At 57.2% G+C, this 14836-nt stretch carries 14 protein-coding genes; 9 read left to right on the top strand and 5 right to left on the bottom strand.

Translation table 11 applies throughout. The features are described 5' to 3' along the window. The 3 genes from phnL (at nt 1) to SIC14_RS09760 (ending at nt 2496) form a co-directional block, all read left to right on the top strand. The gene (phnL, locus tag SIC14_RS09770) at nt 1-690 is read left to right on the top strand and encodes a phosphonate C-P lyase system protein PhnL (protein WP_412565637.1); all 690 of its coding nucleotides are present in this window, start codon (nt 1-3) and stop codon (nt 688-690) included. Continuing rightward, nucleotides 687-1262 carry a phosphonate metabolism protein/1,5-bisphosphokinase (PRPP-forming) PhnN gene (gene phnN / locus SIC14_RS09765; RefSeq protein ID WP_412565636.1) on the top strand — a complete coding sequence of 192 codons (576 nt, stop codon included), beginning with the start codon at nt 687-689 and terminating at the stop codon, nt 1260-1262. Before phnL ends, phnN begins: the two co-directional genes overlap by 4 nt. A 79-nt stretch (nt 1263-1341) precedes the next feature. Next, on the top strand, nt 1342-2496 hold the full coding sequence (locus SIC14_RS09760) for an alpha-D-ribose 1-methylphosphonate 5-triphosphate diphosphatase (protein ID WP_412565635.1): 1155 nt from the start codon (nt 1342-1344) through the stop codon (nt 2494-2496). A 22-nt stretch (nt 2497-2518) separates the two neighbouring features. Here SIC14_RS09760 and galE read toward each other — a convergent pair whose 3' ends face one another. Beyond that, nucleotides 2519-3523 carry a UDP-glucose 4-epimerase GalE gene (gene galE, locus SIC14_RS09755; protein ID WP_412565634.1) on the bottom strand — a complete coding sequence of 335 codons (1005 nt, stop codon included), beginning with the start codon at nt 3521-3523 and terminating at the stop codon, nt 2519-2521. Between the two features lie 185 nt (nt 3524-3708). Here galE and SIC14_RS09750 point away from each other — a divergent pair, with 185 nt between their 5' ends. From SIC14_RS09750 to SIC14_RS09735, 4 genes are all read left to right on the top strand, one after another. Then, the gene (locus tag SIC14_RS09750; protein WP_412565633.1) at nt 3709-4788 is read left to right on the top strand and encodes a glycosyltransferase family 2 protein; all 1080 of its coding nucleotides are present in this window, start codon (nt 3709-3711) and stop codon (nt 4786-4788) included. A 173-nt stretch (nt 4789-4961) separates the two neighbouring features. Then, nucleotides 4962-6365 (top strand): DUF4856 domain-containing protein, encoded by a 1404-nt coding sequence (locus SIC14_RS09745; protein ID WP_412565632.1) that lies wholly within the window; start codon nt 4962-4964, stop codon nt 6363-6365. A gap of 127 nt (nt 6366-6492) precedes the next feature. Beyond that, nucleotides 6493-7473 (top strand): sterol desaturase family protein, encoded by a 981-nt coding sequence (locus tag SIC14_RS09740; protein ID WP_412565631.1) that lies wholly within the window; start codon nt 6493-6495, stop codon nt 7471-7473. A 175-nt stretch (nt 7474-7648) separates the two neighbouring features. After that, on the top strand, nt 7649-8848 hold the full coding sequence (locus SIC14_RS09735) for an FAD-dependent oxidoreductase (RefSeq protein WP_412565630.1): 1200 nt from the start codon (nt 7649-7651) through the stop codon (nt 8846-8848). A 182-nt stretch (nt 8849-9030) separates the two neighbouring features. Here SIC14_RS09735 and SIC14_RS09730 read toward each other — a convergent pair whose 3' ends face one another. Next, complete coding sequence (locus SIC14_RS09730; protein ID WP_412565629.1) at nt 9031-9492, bottom strand: siderophore-interacting protein; 462 nt, start codon at nt 9490-9492, stop codon at nt 9031-9033. A 181-nt stretch (nt 9493-9673) separates the two neighbouring features. Beyond that, nucleotides 9674-10543 (bottom strand): FkbM family methyltransferase, encoded by an 870-nt coding sequence (locus SIC14_RS09725; protein ID WP_412565628.1) that lies wholly within the window; start codon nt 10541-10543, stop codon nt 9674-9676. A gap of 559 nt (nt 10544-11102) precedes the next feature. Here SIC14_RS09725 and SIC14_RS09720 point away from each other — a divergent pair. After that, nucleotides 11103-11726, top strand: a complete 624-nt coding sequence (locus tag SIC14_RS09720) for a DUF1415 domain-containing protein (protein WP_412565627.1) — start codon at nt 11103-11105, stop codon at nt 11724-11726. A gap of 565 nt (nt 11727-12291) precedes the next feature. Here the strand turns inward: SIC14_RS09720 and SIC14_RS09715 are convergent. Both SIC14_RS09715 and SIC14_RS09710 read right to left on the bottom strand, forming a co-directional pair. Further along, complete coding sequence (locus SIC14_RS09715) at nt 12292-12546, bottom strand: hypothetical protein (RefSeq protein ID WP_412565626.1); 255 nt, start codon at nt 12544-12546, stop codon at nt 12292-12294. A 93-nt stretch (nt 12547-12639) separates the two neighbouring features. Further along, the gene (locus SIC14_RS09710; protein WP_412565625.1) at nt 12640-13245 is read right to left on the bottom strand and encodes an SDR family NAD(P)-dependent oxidoreductase; all 606 of its coding nucleotides are present in this window, start codon (nt 13243-13245) and stop codon (nt 12640-12642) included. Between the two features lie 160 nt (nt 13246-13405). Between SIC14_RS09710 and SIC14_RS09705 the strand changes: the two genes are divergently transcribed. After that, nucleotides 13406-14296 carry an AraC family transcriptional regulator gene (locus SIC14_RS09705; RefSeq protein ID WP_412565624.1) on the top strand — a complete coding sequence of 297 codons (891 nt, stop codon included), beginning with the start codon at nt 13406-13408 and terminating at the stop codon, nt 14294-14296. Nucleotides 14297-14836 lie beyond the last annotated feature (540 nt).

Here is a 14836-nt window from a genome sequence, read left to right as displayed (position 1 = left end):
ATGATCCACATAGAAAACGTCTCGAAAACCTTCACGCTGCACAATCAGGGCAGCGCAGCCATTCCGGTGATGACCGGGGCCACGCTCTCGGTTGCGGCGGGGGAATGTGTGGCGCTGACCGGCAATTCCGGTGCGGGTAAATCCACCTTGATGCGGATGATCTATGGCAACTATCTGGCCGCCTCTGGCCGGATTGAGGTCGATGGCACCGACATCGTCACCGCGGAGCCGCGCGAAATTCTGGCGCTGCGCCGTCAAACGCTGGGCTATGTCAGCCAGTTCCTGCGGGTGGTGCCCCGTGTCCCCACGCTGGAGGTTGTGGCAGAACCGCTGCTGGCGATCGGTACGGATCGCGCCATTGCCCTTGCCCGCGCCGAGGAGCTGCTGCACCGGTTGAACATCCCCGAAACCCTCTGGACGCTGTCGCCCACCACGTTTTCGGGCGGGGAACAACAGCGGGTCAACATTGCCCGCGGCTTTGCCCACACCTATCCGGCGATGCTTCTGGACGAACCAACCGCCAGTCTGGATGCCACCAACCGCGCCACCGTTTTGACCCTGATCGAAGAGGCCAAGGCGCGTGGTGCTGCGGTGATTGGCATTTTCCACGACGTCGAGGCCCGCGAACGGGTGGCAGATCGTGAAGTGGATGTATCCGTTTTCACCCCGAAACGGGAGGCCCTGCAATGAGCGGCACAGCCGGACGGATCTTTGCCATCGTCGGCCCCTCTGGCGCGGGTAAAGACACTTTGATGCGGGCCGTTCAGGCGGCCCGCCCCGAGGTCGTGCTGGCACAGCGAAGCATCACACGGCCTTTGACCGAAGACAGCGAAGCCTATGCGTCGCTCAGCCAGACCGCGTTTGAAGCCAAACAACAACGCGGCGGCTTTGCCCTGTCCTGGCAGGCACATGGGCTATCTTATGGCATCCCATCGTCGGTGTTCGACGCGCTGCACAACGGCCAGACCGTGTTTTTTAATGGCTCCCGTGCCATGCTGTCCGAAGCCGCGCGGGTTTTTCCTGATTTGCACGTCTTGAACGTCACCGCCAGCAATGCGGTGCTGGCAGAACGCCTGCGTGCCCGTGGCCGCGAAAGCGAGGACGAAATCACCCGCCGGCTGAAACGTGCGCGAATGCCGCTGCCAGCCGGGCTGAGGGTGACACAGGTGGTGAACTCGGGGCCCTTGGCCGATGCGGTGGCCACCGTTCTGGCCGTGCTGGATCAAGCCGCACCGCAGGCCAATACAGGCTCAGCCGCCTGAAACAGACATTCACACAGGCTGACAAACGCCTGTGACATACGCGCCCTAGGAACGGGCGAAACATTCGGAGGCTCAAGAGATGAGCAACACTAAGACGGGCGAGACGATCCTCGCCAATGCAACGCTGGTCCTGGAAAGTGAAACCCGCCACGGTGGCGTGGTGCTGCGTGACGGCCATATTGCTGAGATCCTGTCGGGACAAACGGTTCCCGAGGGTGCGATTGACTGCGACGGCGACTACCTGATCCCCGGTCTCATCGAGCTGCACACCGACAACCTGGAACGCCACATCCAACCCCGCCCCTCTGTCGACTGGCCCCATGCGGCAGCCATTCTGGCCCATGATGGTGAACTGGCCTCGGTTGGGATCACCACGGTTTTTGATGCCATGCGGGTTGGTTCCATCCCCAACGGCAAAGGCAACAGCACCCGCTATGCCCGCAATCTGGCCTCTGAGCTGTGGGAAATGCGTGAAGCTGGTGCGCTGCGCATTAACCACTATCTGCACTTGCGGGCTGAGGTGTGCTCGGAAACGCTGGAAGAGGAAATGGCCGAGTTTGGCCCCGCCGATCGGGTGGGCATTGTCAGCCTTATGGACCACACCCCAGGACAGCGCCAGTTCCGCGATCTGAGCAAACTCAAGACCTATTTCCAGGGAAAACACGGGCTGAGTGACTCAGATTTTGACGTGCATGTATCGGATCTGATTGCCCTGCGGGACCGCAATGGTGACCGGCATGAACATCTGGCTGTGACTGAGGCTGCCCGCTATGGCGCTGTGCTGGCCAGCCATGATGACACCACCGCCGCCCATGTGGCCACCAGCGCCGCTCACGGCATTCGACTGGCCGAGTTTCCCACCACTGTAGAGGCCGCACAGGCCTGTCACGCAGAAGGGATCAAAGTGATGATGGGTGCGCCCAACCTGATCCGTGGCGGTTCCCATTCCGGCAATGTGGCGGCGCATGAGCTGGCCGAAATGGACCGGTTGGACATTGTGTCTTCGGACTATGTGCCGTCGGCGCTGATGAGCTCTGCCTTCCTGCTGGCCGATCTATGGGACGATCTGCCCCGCGCCATTGCTACCGTCACCGCCACCCCAGCGCGGTCGGTGGGTCTGCTGGACCGTGGCCGGATTGAGCAGGGGCTTTACGCGGATCTGGTGCGGGTGGCACGGATCCATGGTTCACCTGTGGTGCGCGGGGTCTGGAGCCACGGGCGGCAAGTCGGCTGATGTAAAATCAGTGCGTGCGGGCTTACGGCCCGCGCGACACCCAGTTCCAGCTGCTGGCACACATATCATCTAGATCCAGTTCCGCCTCGAAGCCCAGCGCCTCCCGCGCTTTTGTCACATCGGCATAAGATGCCGCCGGATCACCAGCCCGGCGAGGCGCAATGTCATAGGGGATGTCGTGGCCACAAGCGGCGGCGTAGGCTTGGACCATTTCCAACACCGAATAGCCACGTCCGGTGCCGAGGTTGACAGTGTGGCTCTGCCCTTGTTGCAAAAGCGCATTGAGCGACAGCACATGGCCACGCGCCAGATCCATGACATGGATGTAATCCCGCACGCCGGTGCCGTCGGGCGTGTCATAGTCATTGCCAAACACTTGCACCCGGTCCCGTTTGCCGCGGGCGACATCGGCAATATAGGGCATCAGGTTGGCAGGCACGCCATTGGGGTCTTCCCCGATCAGCCCCGAAGGGTGCGCGCCGACCGGATTAAAGTAGCGCAACACCCCGTGTCGCCAGCGCGGCTCTGCTTCGGCGGCCTGCGTTAGGATCTGTTCACCGACAAGTTTTGTATAGCCATAGGGGTTTGCCGCGCTGCGGGGCGTGGCCTCAGGAATAGGTAGCTGCTTGGCCGCACCGTAAACGGCGGCGGAAGAGGAAAAGACAAGGTTCCAGATCCCATTGCCCGCCATCGCCTGCATCAGGGCAATCAAACCGCCCAGGTTGCAATCCATGTATCCCAACGGATCTGCACAGCTGTCCCCCACCGATTTCAGCGCGGCAAAATGCACAACCGCATCAAAATTCTGCGCTGAGAAAAGCTGTTCCAGACAGGACTGATCGCGCACATCCACCTCAAACAGAGAAACCGGCTGTCCGGTGATCTGCGCCAATCGGTCCGGCACATCGTGCGCGGCATTGGCAAAACTGTCCAGGATGACAACCTCATATCCTGCCTCAACCAAAGCCAGATAGGTGTGAGAGCCGATATACCCTGCCCCACCAGTGAGAAGAATGCGTGCCGTCATGACGTGCCTGCCTGTTGTTCTTGGATATTGCATACCTCGAATAGTGCGACGCTAGGATTTGGTGTGGCTGCAGGCCAGCAAATTCGATGAAAATGCGTGCGATCAACGGAATTTTCGCTGGAGATCGGCAGCTTTGCCCCTTTTTTGCCAAACTCAAAGGCTATTGCGTCGTTAAGGATTGAGTAATGCTTGATCATGTTTTGCCGATGCAGGATTTCCGGATGCTGAACTGGACCCTCACAATCTGTACCTACAACCGCCCCCATTTTCTGGTGGAAACGCTGCGCCATGCGCTGAGGCAGACGCGCCTGCCTGCTGAAATTGTGGTGGTTGATGCTTCGGATGATTGGCAGGGGCACAAGGCTCAGATGGAAGAGAGTTTTGCCGATCAATGGGGCGAGGTTGCGCTGATCTACGTGCCAGCTGAGGTGCGGTCCCTGACTTTCCAGCGCAATCAGGCGCTGCGGCTGGCCAGTTCAGATATTGTGTTCTCTCTGGACGATGACATCTACCTGCGTCCGGATGCGGCCGAGAAGATCATGCAGGGCTATGAGGCCGACACCCAGGAAGAGATCGCCATGATCGCTGGCTTCTTTGTGGACGGTGTTGAGACGCCACCGGAAAGCGGTTCTGCTGCGGCCCCGCATGCCACCAACCGCAAAGGCTGTTTGCGGCGATTTCTGGAACACCAACTGACCCTCGACAGTCACTTCGTGCCCTATGCGGATCCCGTTGATCGTGGTGAGGCGCCGGCTGACGTTTCGGCGCACAACATCGTGGCAAACGGGCTGGTCAATGGCGGGCGCACAACGTTCAGACGGAAGTTTGCATTGGAAAGCGGCTGGTCAGAGCTGTTGCGGTACTACGCAACCCACGAGGACAGCGATTTTTCCTATCGAATGTCTTACCACGGCCGCCTGCTGGTTGCACCAGACGCCGGATTTTTCCATGCCGACGGCAATGAGGGCACCGCCAGCCGCTACCGGGTGAACACCATCCGTGTCCGCAACCTGATGGCGTTGCATGTCCTCCACAGCCCCAACAAACCCCGGTCCGCGCTACGCCTGGCCCTCTCCTTCGGGAAGTTCCTGTTGCTTTACCTGTTGATCGACAGCCTGCAACGCCGCTTCACTTATCCAACGGCGCGGGCCTATGCGCTGGGGCTGTTGCAGATTCCTCAGTTTCTGTTCTGGCCCCGCACCGATTTTTCCAATTGGTACACCGCTTACCAAGAGGAAATGTACGGCACACGCTACAAGAGCTGACCACAAACCACATAATAAACAGACCGTTACAACTTCCGCTCACCCGAAACGGACGGCAGATTGCCGCGCCGAAATTATTCCTGAGTATTTCAGTTGACTTCCCAATCCTGAATCTGATTAAAAGCGTCAACATTAAGGACACCGGGCACTCCGGATCATTAGAGGAAGTCAAAATGCGCGCACTGAAACTGCACACCACTGCACTGGCCCTGATCGCCATGACCGCCACCGGCGCGGCGGCTGCAGACGTTTACGGTCCCTTCCCGATCACCCTGAAAGGGTATGAGGGCGAAAAAACCAACTCGGTTTCCTACTCCGGTCAGATCGCCCGTCACGCCCTGCATGACAGCCTGAAAAAAGCGGCTGCTCTGGGCAACGGTGGCGCCAACGCCGCCGAAGTCGAAGCCCTGCTGCTGTCCTACTTCAACGGGTCCGACGCGGATCTGGAAATCCTGGCCCCGACTTCGAAAGACGGTTTCCCGATCAAACAGGCCACCGTGAACGCGATTTCCAAAGGCAAGAACATCTCGGGTAAATTCTACGGCGGCGCGATGCCCGCATGGCCCGGCAACGGCACCGGCAAAGACGCCGTGCTGCACATGATCGCCAAAGCGGCCCAGTCCGACAGCGGCTTTGACGCTGAAAACGGCTACGACTACGGTCAGCTGATCTCGAAGTTCACTATGGGTGCTATGAACTACAACCAGTCGGTCGACAACTACCTCGACGAAAAGCTGGCAGCGGACAACAAGCCGAACGACAAACCCTACAAAGATGGCGCTTACTACACCGGTAAAGAGCATTCGTGGGACGAAGGCTTCGGCTACTGGGGCGGCCCGGCGCACACCCTGAGCCTGACCCCGACCCAGGCCTACAGCATTGCCAAAGGCAAAGACCTGGCAGCTGCGGATGCAAACGGTGACGGTGTTGTTGACCTGAAGACCGAATATGTTTTCGGCCCGGCCTATTATGCGGCGGGCGCAGACAAGGGCGGCACCAAGTCGACCAACTACATGCACACCATCATGCAGGCCTTCATCGACGGTCGTCAGATCATCACCGATGCAAACGGCGAAGCGCTGAGCGATGAAGCCCGCGCCGCGCTGAAAGCGCAGGCTGCAATCATCGAAGCCAACTGGGAAAAGGTTCTGGCAGAAGCCGCATTCAAATATGCCGGTTCGGTCTACAAAGACATTACCAAACTGGGTGAAACGGAAGGCGAAGACAAAGCCAAAGCCTACCGCGCCTACGTCAAGCACTGGGGTGAGCTGAAAGGCTTCGCCATGGCGCTGCAGTCGGGCCGCAACAACCTGGGCGCCACCGCCGTTGAGCTAAACAAGCTGATCGGCTTTGGTCCGGTAACCCTGGACAACAGCTACGTGACCGGTGTCGACGCCGCAGGCAACTTCGTGCGGGATCGTAAGATGACCTGGAACGACTACCAGCTGAACATGCTGAAAACCCAGGAGCTGCTGAAAGGCAAGTTTGGTCTGAAATCGCTGGCCAACGACCAGCTGGCCGAGCTGGAAGGTCTGGCCGGCAAGCTGGAAGCCGAAGCAAGCGCCGAAACTGACTAAGCCGCAACGGCTTGTGCAAGACTTCTTGTCTGGCATCACATAAACAGGGGCGGCCTTTATGGGCCGCCCTCTTCCATTTTGGCACCGCTCAAGTTTTGGCGTTGCCCAACCGCAGACAGGAGAGTTCATGGAGTATTTCACCGAGGTTTTCGGCGATTTCTGGGACCCGAAGAAACGAATTTTCTTCGGCTACCTCTTCCTGTCCCTGCTGCTTGCGGGCCTTTGGCTGGTTTTTGTCAAACGCGAAGGCCTGCGCCGGACTTTTGCCCAGCTCTTTGACCGCAAGGTGTTTCTCTCCACCTCGGCCCGGGCGGATTACAAGATTTTTGTGATCAACCGCATCTTTACCCTGTTTATATCCCCCCTGCTGATTACTCAGATGACCATTGCCACGGCGGTCTTTTTCTTTCTGCATGGCGTTGATTGGATCAACAAAGGCCAGTTTGCCGACACCCCGCGCGGCGTGGTGATCACGCTTTTCACCCTGTCGATGTTTGTCTTTGACGATTTCACCAAATTTTTGCTGCATCGCTGGATGCACCGCTGGCCACTGTTGTGGGCGATCCACAAGGTCCATCATTCGGCCGAAACCCTGACGCCGGTGACGGTCTATCGGGTGCATCCGCTGGAGGGTGTGCTCTACGGGCTGCGCAGCGTCTTTGTTCAGGGGGCGATGATCCCGGTGTTTCTGTTTTTCTTTGGCGGCAACGTCGATCTGTTCACCGTGGTGGGCGTTAACGCACTGGTCTTTGTGTTTCACGTCACCGGTTCCAACCTGCGCCATTCTCATATCGATATTCACTACTGGCCCTGGCTTGAACGCATCCTGATCTCGCCCGCCCAGCACCAGCTGCACCATTCCACCGCACAAGAGCACTATGACAAGAATTTCGGTGTGGCACTGGCGCTCTGGGACGGTCTCTTCGGCTCGCTCCACCTGTCGGAAAAAGGCCGCAAGCTGCGTTTTGGCCTGGATGCCAAAGAGGCCAGTGCCGACCGCTTGTGGGACATCTACCTGCGCCCGTTTAAAGACATGTTCAACGTGCTCAAACGTCGCCTGTGCAAGCTGCGAAACCTTGTAACCGGCTGGCAAAAACGCAAGGTCTGATCGTCGGAATTGACCGATGCCACACGAGATTACAAATTATCCCTGTTTGGAAATCCAACATGGGCGTTTTACTCTGATCGGTGTTTCTGCTGGGCGGATAACTCTTGGCTGCGACCCCCGCAGCCCCCACTCCTGACCAAGCAACGGAAATACCAAGAATGCCAAGGAAACATCCGTGAAGCGTGTTGCAATTGTCGGCGCAGGCTTGACTGGAACCATCACCGCGCTCTGCCTGTCCGAGGCGGGTATTGCAGTGGACCTCTATGACCGTCACGACGCCCCCCTTCTGGGGGCGAGTGGTACAAACGAGGGTAAGATCCATCTTGGCTATGTCTACGCCATGGCCCCCACGCCCCTAACAGCGGAAACCATGCTGTTAGGGGCGAATAGTTTCCGAACAGTACTGTCCCGTTGGTTGAAGGCGTCGGTGTTTGACGCCCATATCTCTGACCCGTTCCTTTATGCGGTTCCCAAAACATCCATGCTGAGCGTGGAGGCAATCCGGTTCCATTTTGCCAAAGTGTCTGAGCAGGCACGCTATCTGGCCCCAATGGCCATGACCAGTCACAACACACGCCCCCGCGAATTGTCCCGCGCCGAACTGGCCGAAATGTTCGATCCTGACCAGATCACCACTTGTTTCGAAACCGACGAAGTGGCCATCGACCCGCTTGTGGTTCGTGCAGGGTTGAGTGGCGCCCTCAACACCGCCCCCCGCCTGACACAGCGCTACAAAACCTCGATCACGGCAATTCAAGAAGGACAGGCAGGTTATCAGTTGACGGGCAGCTACGAAGGGCTGACTTTTACTGAGCGATATGACGCGGTTGTTAACGCGACCTGGCATCAACGCCTGAAACTGGATGCCTCATTTGGTCTGACCTCAGCGCGCCTGGCGATCCACCGCTACAAATGCGGACTGCGCACAACCGATATCGAGATCGCCAAACATCTCCTGCCGGTGACGTTCATTGTAGGTGAATACGGCGACACTGTCTCTTACGGGGACACTGGTTTTGTCTCCTGGTACCCTTCAGGACTGCTATCGCAGGAAACGGGCCTGCACCCGAAGTTGGATGACATCCGGCTGACACTCGAACAAAACAATCATCTGATCGAAAACACATTGCAAAATCTCCATCGTTTCATGCCAGGCGCGGGCAAAGCCCTCACCAGCGACCCGGGCAAATGGGAGGTCGTCGGCGGCTATATCTCCGCTTGGGGCGACAGGGGAATTGAGCATTCCGACAGCGAATTGCACGGCCGATATGACGTAGGGGTTTATTCCTCAGGCAACTACCACTCCGTCGATACGGGCAAATACACGCTCGCCCCATTGTTTGCAGCAGAAACCGCAGCCCGTATTCTGGCCTAGTCATCGCCTCGCACTTCTCTCAATTCGCGCCAGCGCTCCGCTGCTGTCGCACGCGCCGCCTAAGTTGCGAGAGAGCTGGCAACGCGTAGGGATGGCAGGCGCCCCAGAGCGCGGTGGTGCAAAGCACTTCCGCCCCTAAATGCCGAGACAGGCACCACGGGCTACGCGTCATTTGAAGCCGCTTAGCGCGGGCGCGTCCAGTAAGTTGCGGCATAGACATCGGCCTTGGGCCAGCCTTCTGCCTTGATGTGGGTGCGCATCTCGGCCACCTCCGCAGCCTCAGAGGCGAACCAGAGGAAGCCCATGGGCTGTTCGCGATGGAGTGCGGCGGCGGCGAAGGCGAAGGCGCTGGGTTCCGGTGCCGTCATCCACGTGAGCTGCACCCCGTCGCGTTCTGGGAACGGATAGTCCTGGGCACCGGAAAGGTTGGACAACAGCACATTGGCTTTGGCGCCTTCCGGCAGGCTCTCGACAATCCGCGCAAGCGCCGGATAGGCGGTTTCATCGCCGCAAAGCGTGACCTCTGCGCGGTCCAGTACGCCGGTTCCCCAGGGGCCGATCAGCGCCAGATCCGCACCTTCGCAGACCTGTTTGACCCGTTCGGTCATGCGGCCGCCGCCGTGACGGTACACATCCACCAGCATGGTCCCTGTCGCAGGGGCCAGCTGACGTTCGCGCTAATGACGCGGCTAGAATCAGCCTCCCTCAAGCCCCAAGTCGACCATGCGTTCACGGCCCTTGGGAGGTTGCAGGCAATGTCTCAAGGTCTTCTTCAAAGCGATCTCACTCGCCGCGCTTGCCGCCTATTGGCGAAGAGACCCGAACCTAAGCGCCTGTGGGCTTTAATTTTGCAAAAAGGACATGCAGACGGCGTTGGGTTTCGTAGCCCCTCGCTTCGAGCCACGGCACAATTTGATCCAAAGGTGATGCCCCAAGTCGTTCGGCACTAACATCAACGGCGATTTTCCGCGGTAAGATGTCTCCAAGCCCCTCCAGAATTTCCGGTTCGACACCCTCAGCCTCCAGCTTTAAAAAGTCAATCCGCGGCAACTTCAGACTGCTTACGTAGTCATCGAGGCGGGTAAATGGAACCTCTTCAGACCTAACAGGATCGCCATCATCAGGTGGTAGAATGGAATGTTCGACGCTGGAGGTCGCGATATTCAGAATCTCTGTGCCGGTTGTGTTGAACAAGCCCATCTCGTTAAACTTAACAGCCGTGGAGTTTGGCACATTCCGCAGCAGACATCGAAAATTGCTATGTTCGGGTTCGAATACGTGGAGCTGGGCCGCAATTCTTGCTGCGCCTCGACTGAAGCCCCCAACGTAGGAGCCACAATCAACGACGATTTCGCCGTCTTCAACTTCAACAAACCCGGGAAGATTGTACTTTCTAAAGACCCATTCTGAGTAACCACAGAGGATATGAATATACTTCACAAGCGGGATCGGATCGGATCGGATCGGATCGGATCGGATCGGATCGGGGAAATAAATCTTTTCCTTGTCTTGCTCAGCAACCCAATGATCCCCCAGTTTTGCAAACTTTGTTTCCAAAAAGTCTGGGTGAGCCCGAGAAATGCATGCGAATGTATTCACAACGTCAGCTTGCTCCGCGCCACTCAACTCCCACCGAAGACGGTTGAGGGTCGTTACCACTTCTGGGTTTCTGTTCGGAAAGTAAAAATCGTTCAACTGCGCACCTGTTTCCGTGGCCTGTGGGGTCTTACATACAACCGAACCACCATCACAGGAAGCGCCAACAACTCATACCCGGTACTAATTTGAGGCTCGGGCCTGTCAGAATATTTGATGACATCAAGAAGGCTTCAGCATTGGTCGTCGGTCGCGCCTACAGGCGTCGCGGCTCTGGCAAGAACATGTCGCCATGCTTCGGTTACCAATTGAGGATTGTCGCATCGCTGCTCTCTCGCATGTGGCACAAGTCCTTGGCGCTGTGACATGCTGGGGGCTCGCTCAGGCTTCCTATCATCTGCATCTCTCAAAATCTTCCCCCCTCATCGCCGACTTCCTATGTTGGAGAATAGGTGAAGCTCAAAACAGGGGCATTGGGGGAAAGCAGGTTAGACTTAGAGTGGCGTGATCGGGCCCAACGGTGGGCTGCGATGTTACATTCCGGATGTTGATCCAATGGGGACTGACAGTCTGGCCAAACGCGAGGGATGGGCATGCCCTGCAGGTGTCATAACCACTCCGAGCCGCTGGGTTTGACAACGGCAAACGGATTGGAATTATGGGGGCAACATGGTTTAAGCGAGCCAAACCAAAAAGGAACAGGCGTATCAATAAATTCGACCCAAAGACGCTGTCCAAAGCTCATCAGGAGGTGGTCAAAAACACCCGGATTTGGCTTGACCAAATGGTTGTTGGCCTAAACCTATGCCCTTTTTCCTTGAGCGTCATAGCTCGGGACCAAGTCCATTATGCAGTATGTGACGCCACCGCAGATGCAGATCTGCGACAGTTCTTTTTGGGTGAGTTGCAGCGCCTGCTTGCGTCCAACGAAAATGATGTGGCGACCAGCTTGCTCATGTTCACCAAAGCTGTGGACGACTTTGACGAATACCTTGCCTTGCTTGATTGGTTCCAGCAGCTTCTAGAGGATGCGGATCTGACAGATCACGTGCAGTTGGCCTCATTTCATCCTCGATACCAATTTGAGGGTGTGGCCGCAGAGGATCTCAGCCACTTTACCAATCGATCGCCCTATCCAACCATACACCTGCTGCGGCAAGATCAGATGGCGCGGGTCCTTGCTCATGTTTCGAACCCCGAGAAGATTTATCTGGAAAACATCGAAACATTGAAAAAACTTGGTCGCCAGCAGGTCGAAGCCCTTTGCCCTTGGGGAAAGTAACTGCATTGCAATGTTTTTAGCCACACCCGTCTTCAGGTATTTACGGTCTTAGTGGGCTTGCCCAATTGGGGTGCCTCGCTCGCCGTGCTCACGGCATTGCTTTGACCAACCTTGCGGTAAGCGGCAGTACTATCTGAGAGGTTAAATTTGGACGCTACTTTTTGCCGTGTCGTTACGCGCACGACTGGTTCGCGGGAACAACATCGTGCCAATTCGGACCAAAAATGGATGGCAATAGGCCGCTTTTGAAGACGGCGCATCCTCTCACGCCCTCCCCGATCGCTCACACATGTGTAAGCCTCAGTGGTCCCATTTGTCCTGCAATGCGCCCCTCCTCACAAGCGAGGGGAACTGCACGAATGGCAGAAAAGTGGGTATTTAAGTAATGGATCTTTCAATCTACCAACATCTTTCAAACGCCGACCAGACATTGGCGGCTCAGCAAATCATATTGATGCCCCGTCGTACCCGACGGCAAAAACGCGCCCACACCTCCAAGATGCTGCTCATGGCAACGCAGTCCACCTTCTGGGCGGCGAACTGGCAGCTGATTTCAATCTGCAGGTCAGAGTTTCCAATCAAACCCGACAGCTTGTTCTGACTTTTCCCAAAGACGTCTCATGACAGCCTTGTCATAGGCGTGAGCGTTCAGCGTGCCCTTGCCGACTGGTCCAACCGCTTCCAAACGGCCCGTTGGCCCGTAGAGGGCACGTTGCTCGGTCAGGGCCTCTTCGGTTGCGCACATGACTTCGGGGAATGAGCCTTGTTCCGCTGTTTGGACCATCGGCGTCTTGGTCATCAGCCACCAGATGAACCGCATCGTGCGACTTGCGCTGGTAGAGATCAGAGAGGTCGCCGATGAGCCGGGATGACAGACGTAGACATCGACATCTTTGCGTCCAGCGTCGGCCAGTCAATCTTGCAATTCGTAAGCAAACATCATCTGCGCCAACTTGCTCTGCGAATACGCAGCGTTTGCGCCGTAGCCTTCATCCCAGTTCATGTCGTCGAATTTGATAGTCTTAAGGCCCAGATTGTAGCCGAGGCTCGCGACGACCACGATCCGACCTTGGCTTTCCGCGATGCGATCGAAAAGCAGGCTATTCAGCAGAAAATGCCCGTAGTGGTTGGTGCCCAGCTGGCTTTCAAACCCGTTGACGGTCAATTTACGCCTCGGCACCTGGGCGATGGCCGCGTTGTTGATCAGCGCGTCGATACGCGGCACCGTTTTCAAAACCTCATCAGCGGCCGCGCGCACGCTGTCCAAATCGGACAGGTCCATACAGACGAAGCTGACATCAGCTTGCACGCCGCATTCTTGTTTCAGATCGGCGATGGCCGCCTTGGACTTCTCGATTGAGCGGTTCAGCATCACCACCTTCGCGTTCTTTTTCAGAAGAATCCGCGCGGCCTGAAAGCCTGCGCCAGTGTTGGCGCCGGTGATGATGTAGGTCTTGCCTGACTGGTCGCCGAGGCGCGAGGGGGTCCAGCCTTTGGGGCCGAATTTTGTATCTGCCAATTTCTGTCTCCTACCAGCCCAAACTGGTGATTTGGGGTGCTTCTGCCGGAAGACACAATATGGCTGGCATGGGCTGGGAAATAGGCAATATTCTCTCGATTGCTTGCCTGATCGTCTCAACCCTATTGCAAAGATGAAAGTCTCTCGTCAGCTTGAGTGCATGAGCAAAGAACAGATCATAGTTCTCATTGAGCGCCATCTGCCGGACGCGGGTCTTGTTGAGACAGCGCTGAAAGGCATCCAGATTTTCCGCGTGACCGAGGCCATGCCCTGCGCACCTGCCGTTTACGACCCAACGATCGTGGCCATACTCAGCGGCACCAAGGAAGCTGTGCTGGACGGTGACCATCACGTCTATGGCAGCGACCAATATTTGCTTTGCCCAATGACCTTGCCGGTAGAGGCAGGTTCGCCACGGGCGTCCAAAGCAGACCCACTGCTCGGTGTTGCAATCACTTTGGATCCACGGATGATGCGCGATCTTACCTTGGAAATCGAGGCCGCCGCCGGCAACACCCGACACCCGCACGGGCGCGCGCCATCGGCTTTGGCATTGGCGTCTTGGGATGTTGATTTCACGCAGGCACTGCTGCGGCTTCTCGAACTTCTCGACAATCCGGTTGATTTGCAGGTGCTTGCTCAGGGGCGACTGCGCGAATTATGCTACGCAGTTCTCATGGGCGAGGCCGGGGCCGCCGCGCAGCGGGCGTTTGGAGTCGGCAATGACATCGCGCGCAGCATAGAATTCCTCTCAACCCACCTGAACGAGCAGGTCAGCATCGACGATATGGCCAGCAACGTCGGTATGAGCCGGGCGGTATTCCATCGTCGGTTCAAGGAAGCCACGACAATGTCTCCGGGACAGTTCGTGAAATCGATGCGGCTGAACAATGCAGCAATGAAAATTGCTGAAGGCATGACCGTGTCTGAGGCCGCCTGGGACGTAGGCTATCAAAGCGCCTCTCAATTCAGCCGCGAGTTCAAGCGGATGTTTGGCCAACCGCCCCGACATTGGCGCAATGCAGCGCGGGTCCTTGACATGTTAACCTAAGTTTCACCTGCTAGCGCGTGTATGTACGGCTTGAATGGCTTGGGCCACACTGTGCACTGTTCCATAAGGCGAGACTGCCCGCGCTGCCATCATTAGCTGGCCGTGGTATAACAGCCGGGACTTACCCAATTCCTTCGATTATCGACATCCGGACGTTCTAGCGGAAAGCACAGTCGTGGCGTTTGCTCAGTTTCGCGCCGTGTTTGACGTTCTCCCAAGTGGAGGCGCTCAATGTAAACTCGCAGGGCTACTCCCTAGAAACCCGTGATCTCCCGGTCTGGCCTTAAACGGTAGATTGACACCTTGTTCTACCGTGCGCCGATGTGCCTGCACCCATTTCCGTCACCATGCCGCCCAGCGCCGAGGTTCTCCACGAGTTTCTTTGTCAGTAGGCCAGAGAACGCAAAGTGATTTCCACATTCGAAGGGGAATTCAGGGAACTCCAAAGAGCTACGAAACGCCCTGACGGCAAAAATAAAAGACCGCTCAAGGCGGCCCATTCAGATCAGACAAAAATGTAAGGTGGCGGAGACGAAGTCC

Source organism: Thalassobius sp. MITS945101, assembly GCF_047123305.1.
Taxonomy (GTDB): domain Bacteria; phylum Pseudomonadota; class Alphaproteobacteria; order Rhodobacterales; family Rhodobacteraceae; genus Thalassobius.
Note: the sequence above shows the minus strand (reverse complement) of the source record. Positions and strands in the feature narration are given on the sequence as shown.